Annotated in this window: 17 protein-coding genes and 1 pseudogene; 11 read left to right on the forward strand and 7 right to left on the reverse strand. The window is 35.4% G+C overall.

Features of this window, described 5'->3' with window-relative positions:
- The first annotated feature begins 28 nt into the window (after positions 1–28).
- Complete coding sequence (locus PQ963_03890; protein ID MEN4028805.1) at positions 29–934, forward strand: cell wall biosynthesis protein; 906 nt, start codon at positions 29–31, stop codon at positions 932–934.
- Between the two features lie 13 nt (positions 935–947).
- On the opposite strand, the gene PQ963_03895 is transcribed toward PQ963_03890, so the two are convergent.
- On the reverse strand, positions 948–1103 hold the full coding sequence (locus PQ963_03895; protein ID MEN4028806.1) for a hypothetical protein: 156 nt from the start codon (positions 1101–1103) through the stop codon (positions 948–950).
- A 93-nt stretch (positions 1104–1196) separates the two neighbouring features.
- On the opposite strand from PQ963_03895, the gene PQ963_03900 reads away from it, so the two are divergent.
- The 5 genes and pseudogenes from PQ963_03900 (at position 1197) to PQ963_03920 (ending at position 5052) form a co-directional block, all read left to right on the forward strand.
- A complete protein-coding gene (locus tag PQ963_03900) occupies positions 1197–1520 on the forward strand; it encodes a heavy metal-binding domain-containing protein (GenBank protein ID MEN4028807.1) in 324 nt (107 codons plus the stop codon).
- On the forward strand, positions 1513–2349 hold the full coding sequence (locus PQ963_03905) for a heavy metal-binding domain-containing protein (GenBank protein ID MEN4028808.1): 837 nt from the start codon (positions 1513–1515) through the stop codon (positions 2347–2349). The genes PQ963_03900 and PQ963_03905 overlap by 8 nt, the downstream gene beginning before the upstream one ends.
- A 38-nt stretch (positions 2350–2387) precedes the next feature.
- A complete protein-coding gene (locus PQ963_03910) occupies positions 2388–3428 on the forward strand; it encodes a glycosyltransferase (protein MEN4028809.1) in 1041 nt (346 codons plus the stop codon).
- A gap of 241 nt (positions 3429–3669) precedes the next feature.
- A pseudogene (locus PQ963_03915) lies at positions 3670–4440 on the forward strand (EFR1 family ferrodoxin).
- Between the two features lie 24 nt (positions 4441–4464).
- The gene (locus PQ963_03920) at positions 4465–5052 is read left to right on the forward strand and encodes an MBL fold metallo-hydrolase (GenBank protein ID MEN4028810.1); all 588 of its coding nucleotides are present in this window, start codon (positions 4465–4467) and stop codon (positions 5050–5052) included.
- A 266-nt stretch (positions 5053–5318) separates the two neighbouring features.
- Here the strand turns inward: PQ963_03920 and PQ963_03925 are convergent, their stop codons facing one another.
- From PQ963_03925 to PQ963_03935, 3 genes are all read right to left on the reverse strand, one after another.
- Positions 5319–5717, reverse strand: a complete 399-nt coding sequence (locus PQ963_03925) for a secondary thiamine-phosphate synthase enzyme YjbQ (protein MEN4028811.1) — start codon at positions 5715–5717, stop codon at positions 5319–5321.
- A 218-nt stretch (positions 5718–5935) separates the two neighbouring features.
- The gene (gene feoB, locus PQ963_03930) at positions 5936–7921 is read right to left on the reverse strand and encodes a ferrous iron transport protein B (protein MEN4028812.1); all 1986 of its coding nucleotides are present in this window, start codon (positions 7919–7921) and stop codon (positions 5936–5938) included.
- An 11-nt stretch (positions 7922–7932) separates the two neighbouring features.
- Complete coding sequence (locus tag PQ963_03935) at positions 7933–8661, reverse strand: DtxR family transcriptional regulator (protein ID MEN4028813.1); 729 nt, start codon at positions 8659–8661, stop codon at positions 7933–7935.
- 164 nt (positions 8662–8825) lie between these two features.
- Between PQ963_03935 and PQ963_03940 the strand changes: the two genes are divergently transcribed.
- The 3 genes from PQ963_03940 (at position 8826) to PQ963_03950 (ending at position 11541) form a co-directional block, all read left to right on the forward strand.
- Positions 8826–9707: a cation diffusion facilitator family transporter gene (locus tag PQ963_03940; protein MEN4028814.1), complete on the forward strand. Its 882-nt coding sequence runs from the start codon at positions 8826–8828 to the stop codon at positions 9705–9707.
- Positions 9708–9805: 98 nt separating this feature from the next.
- Complete coding sequence (locus tag PQ963_03945; protein ID MEN4028815.1) at positions 9806–10276, forward strand: DUF5518 domain-containing protein; 471 nt, start codon at positions 9806–9808, stop codon at positions 10274–10276.
- Positions 10277–10296: 20 nt separating this feature from the next.
- Complete coding sequence (locus PQ963_03950; GenBank protein MEN4028816.1) at positions 10297–11541, forward strand: GMC oxidoreductase; 1245 nt, start codon at positions 10297–10299, stop codon at positions 11539–11541.
- Positions 11542–11632: 91 nt separating this feature from the next.
- Here PQ963_03950 and PQ963_03955 read toward each other — a convergent pair whose 3' ends face one another.
- The 3 genes from PQ963_03955 to PQ963_03965 all read right to left on the reverse strand — a co-directional run bounded on the left by PQ963_03955 (position 11633) and on the right by PQ963_03965 (position 16281).
- Positions 11633–12268, reverse strand: a complete 636-nt coding sequence (locus PQ963_03955; GenBank protein ID MEN4028817.1) for a VTT domain-containing protein — start codon at positions 12266–12268, stop codon at positions 11633–11635.
- A gap of 187 nt (positions 12269–12455) precedes the next feature.
- Positions 12456–13448, reverse strand: coding sequence for a cation diffusion facilitator family transporter (locus tag PQ963_03960; protein ID MEN4028818.1), 993 nt, complete (start codon positions 13446–13448; stop codon positions 12456–12458).
- Positions 13449–13512: 64 nt separating this feature from the next.
- Positions 13513–16281, reverse strand: coding sequence for a cation-transporting P-type ATPase (locus PQ963_03965; protein MEN4028819.1), 2769 nt, complete (start codon positions 16279–16281; stop codon positions 13513–13515).
- 142 nt (positions 16282–16423) lie between these two features.
- Between PQ963_03965 and PQ963_03970 the strand changes: the two genes are divergently transcribed.
- Together PQ963_03970 and PQ963_03975 are read left to right on the forward strand one after the other, a co-directional pair.
- On the forward strand, positions 16424–17812 hold the full coding sequence (locus tag PQ963_03970) for an NAD(P)/FAD-dependent oxidoreductase (protein MEN4028820.1): 1389 nt from the start codon (positions 16424–16426) through the stop codon (positions 17810–17812).
- A 186-nt stretch (positions 17813–17998) separates the two neighbouring features.
- On the forward strand, positions 17999–18475 hold the full coding sequence (locus PQ963_03975; GenBank protein MEN4028821.1) for a DUF308 domain-containing protein: 477 nt from the start codon (positions 17999–18001) through the stop codon (positions 18473–18475).
- Positions 18476–18600: the final 125 nt, after the last annotated feature.

Below are 18600 nucleotides of genomic sequence, written 5' to 3' on the forward strand. Positions count from 1 at the left end.
CCCTTTTTTATTTTTAACAGGTGAATTGATGTACACTCAAATTTTCCTTGCATTTATAATATCCGTTATTTTGACATTGCTATTCAAGTGGATTATTCAAAAAAGTGGCAGCAGTTTATACACCAGTATAAGGGGCGGCACACCCCGTGCCGTGGGTATTGCACCGTTTATAGCCATGGTTCTATTTATAAATCAGCCCTTCAACTATTTAATTGCTGTAATAGGAATTTTTGCATTATTTGACGATATAACTGGCCGAAAAAAGATTAAGAGACTACCTTTTGAAATAGGGCAGCTATCAAGAGGTATTGGGATGCTGGTTGTTGCTGTTTTGGGATTTTTTTACTTCGGGCCAGCATCAATACTGATAGCGTTGATGATACAGCCCCTTAACATTTCAGACATGCAGCCAGGCTCTGCCTGTTCAACAGTTATTATAATGTGTATTATATTAATTTCTTCAATGTTTTTAACTGGTTATGAGGGTTATTACATTCCTCTGATAATTTTAGCCGCATGTATTGGCTACGCACCCCTTGATTATATGGGAAAAATCATGATGGGTGAAGTTGGGAATCATTCCTTTGCAGTTGGACTTGGAATATCCTGTGCACTCTTTGGTGGATATTTAGGAAGTATTTCAGAGATAGGAATTCAAAACGGAAGCTTTTTAGGTGTTTTAATTCTATTTATTGCTTCTTCAATACTTATAGCTTTTATCAGGAGAAAAAACTTAAATATGTTCATGAGAAACAGGCTTGGAATTAAAAACCCTTGTTTTGGAGATTATGTAATGGATGTAATGACAGGAGGGGGTTTGGGTGACCTTGTACGTAGAATACTACTTAAAAATAAGAAAATAGTTATAAAAAATAAATTTTTATGTTATCTGGGATTTAGAAGGCTTTTCTACAACCCTCATGCAGTTAAATAAAAAAATTATCTGATTATTTAATCCTTATGTAACCTAAAATAAAGAAAATTATGCCTAAAACCGTCCATATAACACCTGAAAAAACGTCTTTAGTAACAATAAAGCTGTAAACACCCAGTATGACAAGTACAGCCGCACATAAAAACACAATTAATTTTGCAGTCTTCATATAACTTAGTCATTCTTTCTGAGTATTAAATCTTTTTGTAGCAAAAAAATTATATTAAAAGATAGATATGTACCTAAACAAAGGAGGAAAAATATGCTTATTTTAAACACTCCAAATATTGAGGGTAAACAGATCACCGAATATTATGGTCTTGTAACTGGTGAAGCCTTAATAGGTGCCAATGTTTACAAAGATCTTTTTTCAGGCGTTAGAGATGTTGTAGGTGGCAGAACTTCTGCCTATGAAGAAGAACTGAAAAAAGCAAGAAACATTGCTCTAACAAGCATGGAAGAAAAAGCTAAAAAATTCGGCGCTAACGCTATTTTAGGTGTTCAAATAGCCTACCACAACCTTGGGGGAACTATGGGAAACACAATTATGGTGGCAGTACTGGGTACAGCTGTAAAATTTGAATAGAAAATTATCGGCAATGGGAGTGGAAAAATTGTTTGCTTCAGTAAAAAAATTTCTCCAGAATAAGCACTGGGCATTTGCTGCAATACTCACAGGCACGTCAATAGGTTTTATATCAGCAGTAATCTGTGTTAGATTCAATTTAGTGATTTTAGGATTTAATATTATGTTTATTGCATCTCCTTTAATCGCTGGCTTTAGCGAGGCAGTTATTGCACGTAAAAAATATGGCAGAAGCACTGGAGCTATAAGTGCTCTTTTAATATTCATTATAATTAACATTTACGGCTGGGTTTTCCCTAAAGATCCATTGACACTTAATTTATTTACTTTAGGAGGTCTTGCACTCACAATACAGGCTGCTGTGCCTATTCTTGTAAATTACTTATTATTAGTGGTTTTTATAGGAACAATAACTTATGTTATAGGCATTATAGGAAATTTATTGGCCAGGTTAACTGGAGAGGAAATTTATGTACCTGAACAGCCTGAAAGTGTAGATATCCCTGAAATGGAACTGTTATTTAGTACAGTACCTCTTTTACAGGGAAAAAAAATTGTCCGGCATTTTGGAATGATTTCTGCGGAAGCAGTTGTAAAAGAAGAAAAAAAAGAAGGATCTTCCTTTTTTGACAGATTTAAAAAATCTAATGATGTAGTTTATAAATTAGGAACTGCTAGAAACGAAGCACTGAAAAAACTGGAAAATGATGCAAAACAAATGAGCGCTAATGCTGTTTTGGGTGTGACAATGGATTATAAAAGCATGGGTGGACTTAAAGGTACTTCAATGATTGTTACTGTAGCAGGAAATGCAGTTTTATATGAATAGTTTAATTCAAATTTTTAAGTATAAATGAGGGCGGTTCAATGAAAGCATTATTTGTGGTGACAGGGAGAGGAATTGGGGGGGATGCGGCTATAGCTTTCCATATATCTAAAGCTTTATCTAAATATGGAATGAAATGTGAATTTGCGCTTAATCATGGAGCTCCTGGTTTATTATTCAAAAAGCATGGTATAGAATGGCATGAAACCAGTATTCCTCAGGCAGGTGGACACGCTGCAACCAAACTCTCCCTTATTACAGGTGGGTTTAAGATTGTTAAGGCCATTTTTGAAGCTTTAAGATTGTACAGGAAGGTGAAACCGGATGTTGTTGTTGGAACAATCGGGGGAGGAGCCATAGTTGGATGTTTAACTGCTAAAATTACAGGAATACCTTCTGCAGGAATTGTTTCAACTCCTTCCGACTTAAAAATTTCAAAATTCACTACTGCAATTGCACTTCCTGAATCTCCATTGTTTAATATGGAAATAGATAATGTAAACGTGTATAAAGTTTACATGCCCATAAATCCAGACATAATCACTGGAAATAAGGAAAGTGCACTGGAATTAATGCCTGAAGAGTATGATCCAGAACTTCCAACAATACTGTTATCATCAGGTTCTACGCTCTTTGAAAAAATGGCTCTTGCTGCACTTAAACTTAGAGACAGTGAAATTAGAGCTAATATAGTTGTTATAGGAGATCCTCTGGATGAAAAATACCGAAAATACCTTGAAACTCCAGGGATAATTTATCTCGGCTATATTAACTGGGTTAAAGACCTTTATAAATTAGCTGACGTAGTAATTATAACTGACGATGGAATGATGCTCCACGAAGCAATAGCCTGTAATTTACCAATTATAACACTATTAAGGGTTAAATATGGTCGTTATCATAATATGGGGAAAATATTTAGAGGAGCAATGGTTGAAAGTGAATTTGAAAACATTGACAAGACTGTAAATAGTTTTTTAAAAGATATGGATAAAACAAAGGATAATGCAGCTAAATATGGTATAGAAGTGTTGCAGGCATCAGATAAAATTGCTAAAATAATTTATAACTTAATTAAATAATGTTCACTTAATCCTGGAAACATTAAAATTTGCCTGGCATGTATCAAATGGTGCCCGCAAAATGCCATTCATGGCTATGGGGAATTACCCAGAGGCTATCATCATCCTGATGTGAGGATTTCAGATATGTTGAAGGATTAAAATGTAGAAGAGGAATTTTTTATAAGCACAGAAATTTATTATTTTTCAGGGACTGGGAATTCGCTTTATGTAGCAAAGGAATTACAAAAAAAGAGTTACGGAAGCAAAATTAATACCAATGGTAAGACTTTTAAATAGAGATATTGTTGAATCAGTTTCAGATTCAGTGGGATTTGTATTTCCCATCCATCTTGCAATGGCACCTGCTCCTGTAATTGATTTTGTTAAAAAACTTAACTTAAAATCGGCAGAATATATTTTTGCAATTGCAACAAGGGCTGGAAGCCAGCACAGGGCGTTTATTGACCTGGAAAAGACATTAAAGAAGAAGAATAAAAGTTTAGATTCATTTTTCACTTTAAACATGGCCAGCAACGATCCGAAGTTTGAAGGCTGGCATGCGGCAACTGCAGAAGAAATAAGAAAAATGGAATCTGATGTCCAAAAAAAGATTGATTCAGTCCACAAAATCATTTTAAACAAAGAAAAAAGCCGTGAAGAGGACATTGATTTCATTCATCCTATGCCTGCGTTTTCAATTCTCTCACTGTTTCTTCCATTCCTTAATAGAATGTATAATGTTGAATTTTATGTGAATTCAAAGTGCATACAATGTGGAACATGTGAAAAGGTCTGTTTATCTGGAAAAGTTAAAATGGTTAATGGAAAACCAGTCTGGCAGAAAGATGCAAGGAGTTTTTTCTGCTATGCGTGTCTAAATCACTGTCCACAGCATGCTGTTCAAATCAAATCTTCACGCTTTTTAAAATCATATACTGAAAGTAATGGAAGGTATTCTCACCCTTATGCGACAGCAGATGATATTGCAGGGCAGAAAGAATTAATAAAACATGATTCAAACAATGTTTAATGAACAAAAGATAAGGAGTAGGACATGCCACAGGAAATCAAAACCATTGAATTAACCATTGAATTAGGTGTAATTGGATTAGGCACTGTGAATTGCTACCTCATAAAAATCGGCATGAATTATGTTTTGATAGACACTGGACCTTCAAATAAACGTTTCGAACTCGAAAAAGAACTTAGGAACTCCGGATGTAAGTCTGGAAATCTTAAACTCATTGTTATAACTCACGGGGATTTTGACCATACAGGCAATGCTGCTTATCTTCGTGAAAAATTTGGTGCAAAAATAGCCATGCATCACGATGATTGGGGAATGGTCGAACGTGGAGACATGTTCTGGAACAGAAGAGGCAATTTTCTCATCAAAATGATAGTTCCTATCCTCTTTGGGTTTGGAAAATCAGAAAGATTTAAACCTGATTTATATATCAATGATGAAGACGATTTTTCTGAATACGGATTCGACACCAAAGTTATTTATATTCCGGGGCACTCAAAGGGTTCTGTAGGAATCTTGACAGCTGACGGTGATCTGTTTTGTGGGGATTTGTTTACAAATACTGATAAACCAGTTTTAAATGCATTATGGATGACAGAGAGGCAGCTAATGTAAGTATTGAAAAACTGAAAAAAATTAACATAAAAACAGTTTATCCAGGACATGGTAATTCATTCCTGATGGATGAATTTAATAAGAAGGATTAATGGGGAGAATTAGATCCTGAAATTAAATAGGGAAAATAATGTTAAAACTGTAGATAAACGTTGGAAATGTCTTTACAGAGTGGAGGAGCAGCAGCTATTCTTTTAGAAGCATTAATTTTAATTGAAATCATTATTTTTACTATATGGCCTCAAAAACCACTGCAATTGACTATTTTACTCCCCTATTACAGTAACCTCTATTTTCCTTAACCTGCCTGATGTATCTGCTTCTATAAAAAATAAATCCTGCCATGTACCCCTTATTACTCTACCGTTTCTAATAGGTAGTGTTTTATCTGGTGCAAGTAGCATGGATCTTAAATGTGAATGTGCGTTTTCTCCGTGTGACCAGCCTTTTTCAGGGGTTAAATTATCCAGTAATTTTTTTATATCATTCCTTAAATTACTTTCAAGCTCAGTTAAAGCGAACACAGCAGTTGCATGCGGTGCAAAGATGTGGACAATACCATTTTTAATACCAGATTCATGGACTACATTTTCAACTTTATGGGTTAAATCAATTATATCTCCAGGATTACTGGTTTCTATATGTATTGTTTTTGTAAAAACCATAATATAACACCTCTAAACTGGTAAATATCATCTTTTAGTGTATAAATCAAGCACTATTAAAAAATTACTGAATTAATAGATAAAATCTGTTAAAAATAATATTTTAATTTTTCCACTTTTAAATTACTGATTATAAAATCCATCTTCTCACCAATTATGTAGACCCTGATGCAATTATAATCTTCTTTAATATAATCTTCTTTAATTTATCCATCAGCTTAATATACAAGTGTAAGCAGTCTAAACGCTATCCCACCAACAATTATAGCAGTGGCGAAGTTCGCCAGCGATATATATGAAGCTGCTTTCCATCCAAATTCTTTAGCCAGAATTGTTATTGTTGACAGGCAGGGAAGGTACAGCATTCCTATAAGTGCCAGAACTATAAACTGAACTGGTGTTAAAACTCCTGCAAGGTCTGCACCGAATAGGGCCACAAGCATTAGAAGTATGAATTCTTTCCTGATTATTCCAAATATAAGGAGCACGCCTGCAAATACAGGGAGGCCAAGCCACCAAACAGTAAGAGGAGCTAAAAAGTTGCTTACAGGTTCAAGTATACCAAAAGCATATAATGCCTGGATAAGTGCACTTCCAACTATATATATTGGGAAAACAAGATATATCAATGATTTAGTTCTTGTCCATGTCTGCTTAGCTGCTAATTTTAATGATGGAACTTTAAATGAATGCATTTCCATTATTAGCCCTGTTGATTCTCCAGGAGCTACCTTTAGAGCAATTCTACCTAATAAGAATATAAGGAGAATGTCAATTGCATAAAGTGCCAGTGCCCACCAGACGTTAACAAATAGGGCAACAAGCCCCAGAATTATAATGGTTCTTGCTGCACATGGAGCAAATGTTATGGCAAAGGATGCAAGTAATCTCTCCCGCCTTGTCTCTAAAATCCGGGTACTGTCAATGGCTGGAACATTACAGCCGTATCCAAGAATCATGGGGATAAGCGCTTTTCCATGTAAACCTATTCTGTGCATTGCACTGTCCATCATAAATGCAACCCTTGTGAGTATCCCCGAATTTTCAATGGCACTCAGCATTAAGTAAAATGGGATTACAAAAGGTATTATAAGGGTAACTCCTGCTACAATACCACCAAATGCACCATTCCATAAAATAGCTGTTAAGGGGCCGCTAACCTGTGGATCTACAGGCTGGAAAAAGCTGAGTGCATCTGCAAGTATACCTGAAAGTTCTGTCCCCACCACAAATGTCCAGAGAAGCAATCCGCCTATCACCAAAACAGATGTAACATAACCAAGAACTCTGTGTGTAACAATCTTATCCAGTTTTTCAGAGAAGGTGGTTTTAATTTCACTCTGTACCTGAGCTCCGCCAGCAATTCTGTTTGCAAGAGAATATCTTTCAGATGCAATAACTGCAAAGGATGGTTCCTGGTGAATGTTTTCTATCTCTCCTGATAAATCATGTGCAGAATGGATTATATCTTTAGATTTAGATTCCACCAGTTTTTTAATTTCTGGGTCGTTTTCAAGTAATTTTATAGCGATCCAGCGAGAAGGATACCCCAGTTGAATGTTTTTAAACTCAAGTAACTCTGTTAGTTTTTTTATTCTATTTTCTACTTCACTACCGTATTTTATTGTAGTTATCCTGTTTTTAGACTTATTTTGTGCAACTTCAGTGGCCATTTCCATTAATTCATGTAATCCTTCCCCTCTTACTGCTACAGTAGCAACAACCGGTACTCCGAGTGCTGCCTGCAGTTTTTCAGTATCAATAACAATTCCTTTTTGCCTGGCGATATCCACCTGATTAACACAAACAACCATTGGAACTTCCATTTCCTTTAGTTGTAGGGTAAAAAATAGATTTCGCTCTAAAACAGCAGCATCAACAACATTAATAACAACATCAGGCTTTTCAAATGCAATATATTCTCTTGATACAATTTCTTCCATGGAAAAAGTAGAAAATGAGTAGATTCCAGGTAGATCGATCACATCAATGTCATGGCCTTTAAAATGGAGTTTACCTTCTGCCCTTTCAACAGTTTTTCCAGGCCAGTTTCCTATAATTTGATTGGAACCTGTAAGTTCGTTGAAAATTACACTTTTACCAACATTGGCATTTCCAGCAAGGGCAATGGTTAAATGGTTACCCTTTTTTCCAGATAATTCTGCTTTTTTGGCGTTTAGACTGTATTCTACAGGTTTAGTCAAGCTGTTATCCCCTATGCCTCTTCAACTGCTTCAACAAAGATATTTGTAGCTATATCATGTCCAAGAGCAAGTTTGGATCCTCTAACTGCAATTTCAACAGGACCACATAGTGGAGCAACTTTTATTACACTTATATTTGCACCTATAGTAATTCCCATGTCTAAAAGCCTTCGAATTACCTTATGATCTCCTCTTATGAAACTAACTTTGCCTTTTTTATGTTCTTTAAGGTCCAGTATTGAAATTAAGTTTTCACTTCGTTTTCCAACTTCTTCTACGTCAACTTCTTTTCGTTTTATGCATTCTTCACAGCTTGTAAATTTTAAATCGCATTCTGGAATTATGCTTTCTCCAGGACACCTGTCTGGATGTTCTAAAAGGTGACAGAGAGCTCTCTCTGCATCATCAGAGAGGGAATGTTCCATTTCGCATGCCTGTTTGTGGATTTTATCTTTTTTGATCTTTAAAACATCACAGAGAAATCTTTCCAGTAATCTATGTTTACGGGTAATTTTTTTTGCTATTTTAAGACCGTCTTCAGTTAATACAGCACCTTTATAGGGCGAATATTGAACATAACCTTTTCTGGATAATTTTTGCAGCATTTGAGTGACACTGGCTGGTGCAATTTTAAGTTTTTCAGAAATCTGCGTTGTTGAAACTGTTTCTCCCTTTGGACCTAACTTGTATAATACTTCAAGGTATTCTTCAATGTTTTCACTTAAGGGTTTTTTTGGCATTTAGGTTCACCTGATATTACTTTATGTATATTATAATTGATACTATAACTTATATACTTATTTGGTTAACCTAAACTCCGGGGGATCTGAAAGTGTTCGGTTCATATAACTGCTTTTAATGCATTATTTTTATATCATTGATTTCATATTATAATATTGATATTATGAGGGATAAAAATTATTATTCCACAGTTAAAAGAATCTTAATAATAATATTAATATTAAATATTTCTGTTGCTATCATAAAAACAGTTTATGGAAGCCATATTAACTCCTTAAGCATGATTTCTGATGGGTTTCATTCATTTTTTGACAGCGCATCTAATATCATAGGTTTAATAGGGATATCAATTGCATCCCGGCCACCTGATTCTGGACACCCATATGGTCACAGCAAGGTTGAAACATTTGCTTCTGTATGTATTGCAGCATTATTATTTTTAACCTGTTTTGAAATCATTCAATCAGCTTTTAATAGAATTTTAGAACCGCAGATTCCTGACATAACTATAATAAGTTTTTTGATCATGATAGCAACTATAGGGATAAATATTGTTACTTCAACCTATGAAAATCAGAAAGGTAGAGAAATTGGAAGCAGTATTTTAATTTCTGATGCACTGCACACAAGAAGCGATATTTACGCATCATCTGCAGTTATAGTCGGTTTTTTAGCAGTAAATTCAGGCTTTATAATCATGGATCCATTAGTATCTCTATTTATAGCGTTTTTAATAGCTTTAATGGGTATAAAAATCATTAAAGAAAGTTCCAGTGTTCTTCTTGATAAAGCACCCCTTAAAAAGAAGAGAGTTAAAGAAATAGTAAACTCAATAGATAGTATCAAAGGATGTCATAAGATTAGAACAAGGGGATCAAAATATTATATTTATGTTGATCTCCACATAACTCTTGATTCATGTTGTTCATTAAATGAAGCACATAATATAGCTCATAGAGTTGAAAATAAGCTCAAAAAATCTATTTCAGGCGTTCAGGATGTGGTGGTACATATTGATCCATGTGATGACAATTATGGTAGATAGCTTAAAGAGGCTGCCAGTAACTTCAAAACTCTGATTTTCCGAAATAAATATAAATAAGCTTATAGAAAATTTCACCTGTATTGAAAAGGTGTAAGAACATGGCCAGATTGGGTATTGGAGCAGCAATTCTAATAAGCATTATATTGGGTGTTATACTCCTATCTATACTGGGGATAGGTGGAATTTTTACGCTGGTCATTACAGGATTTGTTGCAACATATTTAACTGCTCCGCAAAAGAGAAGCTATAAAGCTGGAGGGATTGCAGGAGCTATATTAGGGGTTTTAATTTTTATTCATGGTTTATTTATCTCACTTACTTTACCCATTGATTCACCTAATATATCGGGTTTTACATGGATCAGTCTTGAATTAAGCGGTATTTTCACTTTAATTTTGGGATTTATAGTACTGATTTTAATCTGCTATTTGTTTGGATCTATTGGAGGTTTAATTGCTCAAAAAGTATTTAAAAATGAAACCAAGCAATCCAGAGCACATATTCGAAGAAGCGGTGAAAAGACATATAAAAAGACACCTCGAAGGTCTTTAAAAAGAAATTACAGGTAAATTAATTTAAGGCGATATTTATGAAATCAATTGTGGTAGGGTCAGGTGCTGGGGGAGCAACCGTTGCAAAAGAGCTTTCAAAAACTTCGTTTTTGTTGGCTCCGAAAATCGTAGATTTTCGTGGGTTTTCAAAATATGGTTCTTCAACAATCCTAATTGAAAAAGGACCCTTTACAAAAGCAAAACACGCCCATAAACACTATGATATAATGGATGTGGGAACTGAGGTGTCAAGAACTTTCTGCGTCGGCGGTACCACTCTTGTAACTGCTGGAAATGCTGTTAGAACATGTAAAAACTTTTTTAAAAAGATTGGAATTGATTTAAGCTTGGAATTTGAAGAAATTGAACAGGAATTATGTATCGGCGTTCTTCCAGATACTCATTTTGGAGAAGGAACAAAAAGGATAATGAAAGCTGCAGATTCACTGGGATTTGAAATTAATAAAATGCCCAAATTCATTGACCCGGATTCATGTGAACCCTGTGGTAAGTGTGCATTTGGCTGTCCAAAGGATGCAAAATGGACAGGTGTAGATTTTGTAAGGGAAGCAGAAAAAAATGGGGTGATAATCATAGAAAATACTCCTGTTACAGATATAATTGTTTCAAATGGAATGGTTAAAGGGGTGAAAAGCTACGATAAAATTTTTGAAGCAGATACTGTAGTTTTAGCTGCAGGGGCTATTGAAACCCCTCGATTGCTTCAAAAAATAGGAATAGAGTCTGGAAATAATCTCTTTGTTGATACATTTGTTACTGTGGGAGGAATGCTAAAAAATATTGAATTTAACAAAGAAGTTACTATGAATGCATTTATCAAACTGAATGATATAATAATGGCCCCTCATTATTCAGAAATCCTTGTAAAAAAGCTTGAAAAATTTAAAGCAGGTAAGAAAGACATTTTAGGAATGATGGTTAAAATTAAAGACCAGCCTTCTGGCAAAGTAACTCAAAGCGATGTGATAAAATTCAACACTGCAAATGATGTAGCTCTTTTAGCTAAAGGATCGGCTATTGCAGGCTCAATATTAACTGAAGCCGGAGTAAATCCAAAAACACTGGTATCTACCTGTGCAAGAGGAGCTCATCCCGGTGGAACTGCTGCAATTGGTCAGGTGGTGGACAAAAATCTACAAACAGAAATAGAAGGTCTTTATGTTGCAGATGCAAGCGTTTTCCCTGAAGCTCCTGGTGCACCGCCAGTTCTTACAATAATTGCACTTGCTAAAAGACTTGCAAAACATATTAATGAAAATTAAAAAACAAGGTTACATGGTTTTTGGAAAGACAGCTAAAAAACAGATTTTCAGTTTCATTATAGTTCAACTTAACTCTTTCAAAACTTCATATTTACCTGTTTCTATATTTTTTGTAGATAACAAAGCATATTACAGCTATTAATAATCCAATTAGCACTATTTCTTCAGATATTGCAATTTGGGATTCTATCTGTTTATATAAACTTCCAAACTGCCATGCTATAAATCCCAGAATAAAGGCTCTAATTAAAGTCCCGGAAAAAGTTATAATGAGGTATTTTTTGATATCAAACTTAATGAACCCACAAAATGCACTTATAACAACACTGGGTATTATGGGAAGTGCTCTTGCTGTAAAAAGAGAGAACTCTATTAAATTTTTTTCAGAGTATTTTTCTTCTGTTTTTTCTATTTCTTCCCAGGATAATCCCAGATATTTACCCCACCGATCAACGAAGGGCTTACCCACTTCATACACTATTCCATAAATAAATAAAGATCCAATTGTAACTCCAGAAGCAGCAGGAATTGCTATATGGAGGAATAGTTTTTCAAATGCTTGAAATGAAATCTGTGAATTTCCCATTATAAAAAAGCTGGATCCCATTATAACTGCTGTTGAAGGGATGGGAGCTATAATTTCTTCAAGAATACTCCCAAGAAAGATACCTAATGGGCCGTAGGCTATTATAAATTCTTCTATAAAGATAAATATTTCTGAAAACATGAGTTAAACCTCTTGGACTATAATATTAAATTTTATTAGCTATATTTCTATTTGCTTTAGTAATTTAAATCAATATATGGCAAACTGACTTTGATTTGTATAATTAACATTTTTCATAATATATAATTTTAGTACAGATCTTTTAATTTACTCCCTGATTCTATACTTAAGATTTTCAGATCAGGTTTTATTTGTGCGAATGGACAGGTAAATCTCTATGTTTATGGTTAGAAATGCGGTGGTATTTTTCACCGGATGCATTTGCAGGGTCTATATGGATTGTAGCGTTGGATAAATATTTTAAATGGTGTAAGAGCTGATGTTGAACTTCTTTTGCTATTTCATGTCCTTCTTCAACAGATAGCTTTGAATTTACAGCTATATTTACTTCTGCATGAAGTCTGTGTCCTAACCATCTAACCCGGATTTCTCCAACATCCTGAACACCTTTAATGTGACTGATCGCATGGTTTATTTCATCAATGACTTCGGGATCTACTCCATCAAGCAGCCGGGTAAAAACAGATTTACCGGAATCCCAGACAATCTTTAAAATTGTAACTGTAATTATAAGTCCAACTAAGGGGTCAGCTAATGGATATCCTAACCATACACCTACAGCACCAATTAAAACAGCAAGACTGGTTAAACCATCTACACGAGCATGATGACCATCTGCAATTAAAGCTGCGCTACCTATTTCCTCACCGATTTTAATACGGAACCGTGCAACAACTTCATTTCCAGTAAAACCCACTATTGAGGCTAACATCACTGCCCATAAAAAATCTATGGGTTGTGGGTGGAAAAATCTGCTAATGGACTCATATCCTGCCAGTATGGCGCTTAACAGGATTATAAATACTATTGCCACTCCTGCAAGATCTTCTACACGGCCGTATCCATATGTGAAACGTTTACTGGCTGCCCTTCGTGCAAGGATAAATGCTATCCATAAAGGAATGGCAGTTGCAGCATCTCCAAAGTTGTGGATGCTATCTGCAAAAAGTGCTACACTACCTGTAAACAAAACAATAATGAATTGAAGAAGAGCAGTTGGTAATAAACCGATAAAAGACCATTTTACAGCCCAAATTCCTTTTTCTGTAGTGATTATGGATGGATCAACAGCTCCATGTGTATCACCATGACCATTAGAATTATGTTTGTTATCAGACATATAAAATCACTTTTAATTAGCACGATAAATTAAATAGTTATTACAGATATGGTCGGACCATACTTTATATTTTTCCCTTCTTCCTTCTAACAAAATATTTTCTTAATTCATCTGCAAAAATCATAATTGGAATGAATGTAAGTACATAAAGCCAGTCGTTAATTCCAAGTGCTGTTGTGTTGAATATTAACTGTAAAGGAGGTATATATACTATTGCAAGCATTATAGTAATCTCAAATACTATTCCTATTGGTATCCATTTATTTTTAAACAGTCCAATTGTGAATGTGGAAGTTCGGGTGGTCTGGCATGCTATAAGGTTTCCAATCTGTGCTGATGCGATACCTGCAAATACCATTGTGGTGCCTTTGATGTAGAGGGGGTCATTAAATAAAAGTGGCTGTCCTAACTGCCACCCTCCATTTATAAGGGTCCAGAAAAATCCAGACATTACAAGAACAGCTTCAATTAATCCCAGGAATATATATCCTCTAAATATCACTCCAAAATTTAATAAACGTTCTTTTCGAGATCGGGGTGGTCTGTCCATGACGTCGGATTCAGAAGGCCCCACCCCCAGAGCAAGTGCAGGAAGTGTATCTGTTCCAAGATCAATTGCAAGTATCTGCATTACTGTAATTGCAAGAGGGACATTAAATAATACCATAAGGACAAATGGCATAATTTCAGCAGGTTCGTGTGCAAAGATATAGGCGATGAATTTTCTTATGTTTTCATAAATCGTCCTCCCCTCTTTAATGGCATCCACAATGGTGGCAAAATTATCATCGGTTAAAACCATGTCTGAAGCCTCTTTAGCTACATCAGTGCCTGTTATTCCCATTGCAATACCAATATCTGCTTTTCTAAGTGCTGGAGCATCGTTAACACCGTCGCCGGTCATAGCCACTATCTCTTCCTTTTCTTCAAGAATGGATGCAATTCTCATTTTATGTTCTGGAACAGCACGTGCAAAGATAACATCACATCCAGAGCTTAATATCTGCATAACTTCATCATCAGACATCTCATTAAGTTCTTTTCCTTTAACTATCTGGCAGGGACCACTTATAATTCCTATTTCCTCTGCTATAGCTTTTGCTGTAAGCCCATAGTCCCCCGTAATCATTATAATCCTTATCCCTGCTCGGTGACATTGTTCCACAGCATCTTTAACTTCTGGACGGGGAGGGTCCTGCATGGCCATCATTCCCACAAAAATCATGTCCTTTTCCACTGTTTCGGGCCGGTAATCATCAAAATCATTGGGAAGATTCCTGTATGCCACTCCAAGAATTCTAAGGCCCTGACCTGCAATCCGATCGTGTGTTTTAATAATTTGTTCTTTTTCTTCATCTTTTAACAGTCTGATTTTTCCCTTCTTTGACAGGTGAGTACTGAGAGAAATAATCTTTTTTGGCGCCCCTTTAATATATGCTACCTTTTTATCTTCTTTTTGGTGAATTGAACTCATTGACTTCCTTTTAGAGTCAAAAGGAAGTTCTGTTATCCTTGGAATTCTTTTAAGCTCTTCTTCGAGGTTAAACCCGCTTTTATATGCTGCAACAAGAAGTGATGCTTCTGTAGGATCTCCTATTATCTTCCATTTTCCACCTTCATCTGGAGGAATTAATTTTGCATCGTTACAAAATGCAGAAGTTCTCATTAGAAGTTTAAGCTCTTTCATCTCATCATATGATATTTCACGACCTTTATGGAGAAATTGGCCTTCAGGAGTGTAACCTGCTCCTGTAACATCAATCATCTCACAGGGAATCCATATTTTACGAACGGTCATCTCATTTTTTGTTAGAGTGCCTGTTTTATCAGTGCAAATTATGGTTGTTGAACCCAGGGTTTCCACGCTGGAAAGTTTTTTAACCAGAGCATTTTTTCCAACCATTTTTTTAGCTGCAGCGGCAAGTGAAAGGGTAACTGTTGGTAAAAGCCCTTCAGGCACGTTTGCAACAGTTAGTCCTATTGCAAAAAGAAATGCCAGTTCAAGAGGAAATTCGATTAAAAACACGTTTACAACAAACAGTGAAAATCCCATTAATATTGCAATGGCTGCAATTATACTGGCTAATTTACCTATTTCTTTTTGGAGAGGACTTTTATCCTCTTTTACTGTCTGGGTAAGTGCTGCAATTTTACTGAACTCTGTTTTATTTCCAGTTGCAAAAATAACCGCTTTTCCAGAGCCAGATGAAACACTGGTACCTGCAAAAATGAGGTTGTGCATCTCTACAAAAGCATGGTTTTCAGCTTCCATACCTTCTGACTCTTTACGAACAGGTCGGGATTCCCCAGTAAGGGTAGAATTATCCACTTTAAGCTGAAATGCTTCAACAAGCCTTGAATCTGCAGCTATGTTGTCCCCCTCTTCAAGTACAATGATGTCTCCTGGAACGAGCTCTGCTCTTGGTATTTCCTTTTCTTTACCTTCTCTTATAACCTTTGCTTTGGAGGGAAGTATCTTTTTAAGGGCTTCTGTGGCTTTTTCTGCTTCAAATTCCTGCCAGAAGCTAAAAATCGCATTAATAATGATTACTCCGATAATTGCAAAACCTAACTGCGGTATTCCAGCAATAAATGCCAGAACGCTTGCAGCCCATAGAAGCAGCGCCAGAATGTTGTAAAAGTTCTCTAAAAACTTTAGTATCAATGATTTTCGTTTAATTTCTTCAATCTGATTGGGTCCATACTTTTCAAGCCTTTTTTTAGCCTCTTTTTCACTTAAACCATCTTCAAATGTCTCCAACAATGAATATATTTCCTGAGGAGGAAATTCATAAATATTTGATTTTTCATTAACGGGTTTATTTGAATCCATAATTACACGCTGGCCTAATTTTTAAATTTTTTTTCAAAGGGTAGGTTAGATTATTTACACTTGAAATAGACCTCTTGTATTAATTAAACAAATTATATTATTTTTTATAGTTAGTAGGATATAAAATATAATGGAGTTATATATGGAGTGCGATGTTGTAGTAATTGGTGCAGGCCCCGGGGGGCTATTTGCAGCTTCCAAACTTGCTCGTGATTTTAAAGTCGTTGTCATTGATAAAGGAAGAGGAATAGAAGGGAGGATGTGTGTTTCTCTTAAAAATGGGACCTGTAAAAAATGTTCTCCCTGTAATATAACCGGAGGACTTGGTGGTGCGGGGGGGCTTTCAGACGGTAAGCTCAATTTAAGACCAGATATAGGGGGGAATCTTGAAGAATTTGTAAGTCATGATGAAGCATGGAAAATTATAGATGAGATTGATAAGTTCTTTTTAAGACATGGAGCACCAGATGAACTCTATGCACCCAGTGAGGAAGACATAGCTGAAATTTTAAGAAAGTCTGTAGCATCTGGAATTAAATTTATTCCCATAGTTCAAAGGCATATGGGGTCCGATAAAACCCCTTCAATCATAAATTCCATAAAAAGAGAAATTGAAGGTAAAGGAGCAAAATTTTTACTTGAAACTAAAGTTATGGACATAATCGCCGATAACAGTGTAAAAGGAGTAGTTGTAAAGGAAAATAACAAAAACGAATTTGAAATTAAATGTAAATATATAATAGCAGCACCTGGAAGGGTGGGGGCTTACTGGCTTTCAGATCAATTAAAAAAGCTTAAAATACCCATAAAATATAATCCAGTTGATATTGGGGTTAGAGTTGAAATTCCAGGAATTTTAATGGATCACATTACAAAAATAGAATGGGATCCCAAATTTCACATAATAACAAAAACTTATGATGATTTTGTAAGGACGTTTTGCACATGTCCCCGTGGATTCGTTGTTGAAGAGGTATATGATGGGTTTGTGGGTGTAAATGGGCATTCTATGCGTGAGAAAGTTTCCCCCAATACAAATTTCGCATTTTTAGTTAGAGTTGAACTTACGGAGCCTACAGAAAATACCTCTGCCTATGCTTTTTCAGTTGCAAGTATTGCAAATATCCTTGGAAGTGGAAAACCAATAATTCAAAGGCTTGGAGACCTTAAAAGAGGTAGAAGGTCAACATGGAAAAGAATTAAAAAAAGTTACACCTCCCCAACATTTAAAAGTGTTGTTCCTGGTGATATTGCAATGGCGCTTCCAAACAGGCTTGTTGTGGATATTATAGAGGGACTTGAGGCTCTAAATAAGGTAATTCCGGGAGTTGCCTCGGATTCAACACTTCTTTATGCTCCTGAAATTAAACTGTATGCAATGAGGGCTGAAGTGGATCACAGAATGAAAACAAGAGTTGAAGGACTTTATTTAGTGGGAGATGGTGCTGGAGTTTCAAGAGGTATTGTAGGGGCTGCTGCAACTGGAATTATAGCAGCAAATGATGTTTTAAGAAGAACTAAATATATTTAAGCTGTATGAAAAAACAATTGATTTAGTATGGATTGGTTAAGTCCAAGCTCAGTTTAACCATGTTTTTAAACAGCAAAAAATATTATAAAATATTTCTGAATTTAAAGCATAAATTTATATATTATATTATTAAAAATATATAGTAGATTTCAAGCTTGCTGGAATAATTTTAAGGAGGTATTCAATATGAGAAACTGGGTTGGGGGTGCACTGGCTATAATTCTTGGTTTAATAGTGATTGCATTCCCATTTTTAGCTGTCGTGACTGTAAGTGTATTTGTAGGCTTTTTAGTGCTTTTAATAGCTATCTGGCTCTTTATAGTTGGAATTTCTGAACTTGAAATAAGCAGAACTGCAAGTATTTTGAATCTGATACTTGGTGTTATAGCGCTGATACTGGGAATAGGTTTAATAATAGATCCTGCCCTATTAGGCATTATAGCAGGACTAACACTATATCTTGCGGGCTTTTTCCTAATAGCAGCAGGAATAATAGCTTTAATTGACGGAATATCAAGAAAATATGCCTGGGCAGGAGTTTTAGGTATAGTATTGGGAGTAATTTACATAATACTTGGAACATTTGCGTTTAATCCTGTTAATTTAGGATTCCTGATAGGTATCTGGCTGATAATAACTGGTATATTCAAAATGTTTGAGTGAAAAAAGTTTAAACACAATTTTATTTAAACCAGCAAGCTCTGTTTAAATTTTAGTATTTAAAAAGAATTGAACTATTTTTTAAGGAGCAGCTGCTATTTCAGTAGCCATTTATATTTCCTCCTTTA

It is taken from the genome of Methanobacterium sp. (assembly GCA_039666455.1).
Lineage (GTDB): Archaea > Methanobacteriota > Methanobacteria > Methanobacteriales > Methanobacteriaceae > Methanobacterium_D.

What these genes read in the sequence shown, in the direction of transcription:
- PQ963_03890 (MEN4028805.1), top strand. Translation starts at nt 29, where the DNA reads ATGTACACTCAAATTTTCCTTGCATTTATAATATCCGTTATTTTGACA.
- PQ963_03895 (MEN4028806.1), bottom strand. Translation starts at nt 1,103, where the DNA reads ATGAAGACTGCAAAATTAATTGTGTTTTTATGTGCGGCTGTACTTGTC.
- PQ963_03900 (MEN4028807.1), top strand. Translation starts at nt 1,197, where the DNA reads ATGCTTATTTTAAACACTCCAAATATTGAGGGTAAACAGATCACCGAA.
- PQ963_03910 (MEN4028809.1), top strand. Translation starts at nt 2,388, where the DNA reads ATGAAAGCATTATTTGTGGTGACAGGGAGAGGAATTGGGGGGGATGCG.
- PQ963_03920 (MEN4028810.1), top strand. Translation starts at nt 4,465, where the DNA reads ATGCCACAGGAAATCAAAACCATTGAATTAACCATTGAATTAGGTGTA.
- PQ963_03925 (MEN4028811.1), bottom strand. Translation starts at nt 5,717, where the DNA reads ATGGTTTTTACAAAAACAATACATATAGAAACCAGTAATCCTGGAGAT.
- PQ963_03935 (MEN4028813.1), bottom strand. Translation starts at nt 8,661, where the DNA reads ATGCCAAAAAAACCCTTAAGTGAAAACATTGAAGAATACCTTGAAGTA.
- PQ963_03940 (MEN4028814.1), top strand. Translation starts at nt 8,826, where the DNA reads ATGAGGGATAAAAATTATTATTCCACAGTTAAAAGAATCTTAATAATA.
- PQ963_03945 (MEN4028815.1), top strand. Translation starts at nt 9,806, where the DNA reads ATGGCCAGATTGGGTATTGGAGCAGCAATTCTAATAAGCATTATATTG.
- PQ963_03950 (MEN4028816.1), top strand. Translation starts at nt 10,297, where the DNA reads ATGAAATCAATTGTGGTAGGGTCAGGTGCTGGGGGAGCAACCGTTGCA.
- PQ963_03955 (MEN4028817.1), bottom strand. Translation starts at nt 12,268, where the DNA reads ATGTTTTCAGAAATATTTATCTTTATAGAAGAATTTATAATAGCCTAC.
- PQ963_03960 (MEN4028818.1), bottom strand. Translation starts at nt 13,448, where the DNA reads ATGTCTGATAACAAACATAATTCTAATGGTCATGGTGATACACATGGA.
- PQ963_03965 (MEN4028819.1), bottom strand. Translation starts at nt 16,281, where the DNA reads ATGGATTCAAATAAACCCGTTAATGAAAAATCAAATATTTATGAATTT.
- PQ963_03970 (MEN4028820.1), top strand. Translation starts at nt 16,424, where the DNA reads ATGGAGTGCGATGTTGTAGTAATTGGTGCAGGCCCCGGGGGGCTATTT.
- PQ963_03975 (MEN4028821.1), top strand. Translation starts at nt 17,999, where the DNA reads ATGAGAAACTGGGTTGGGGGTGCACTGGCTATAATTCTTGGTTTAATA.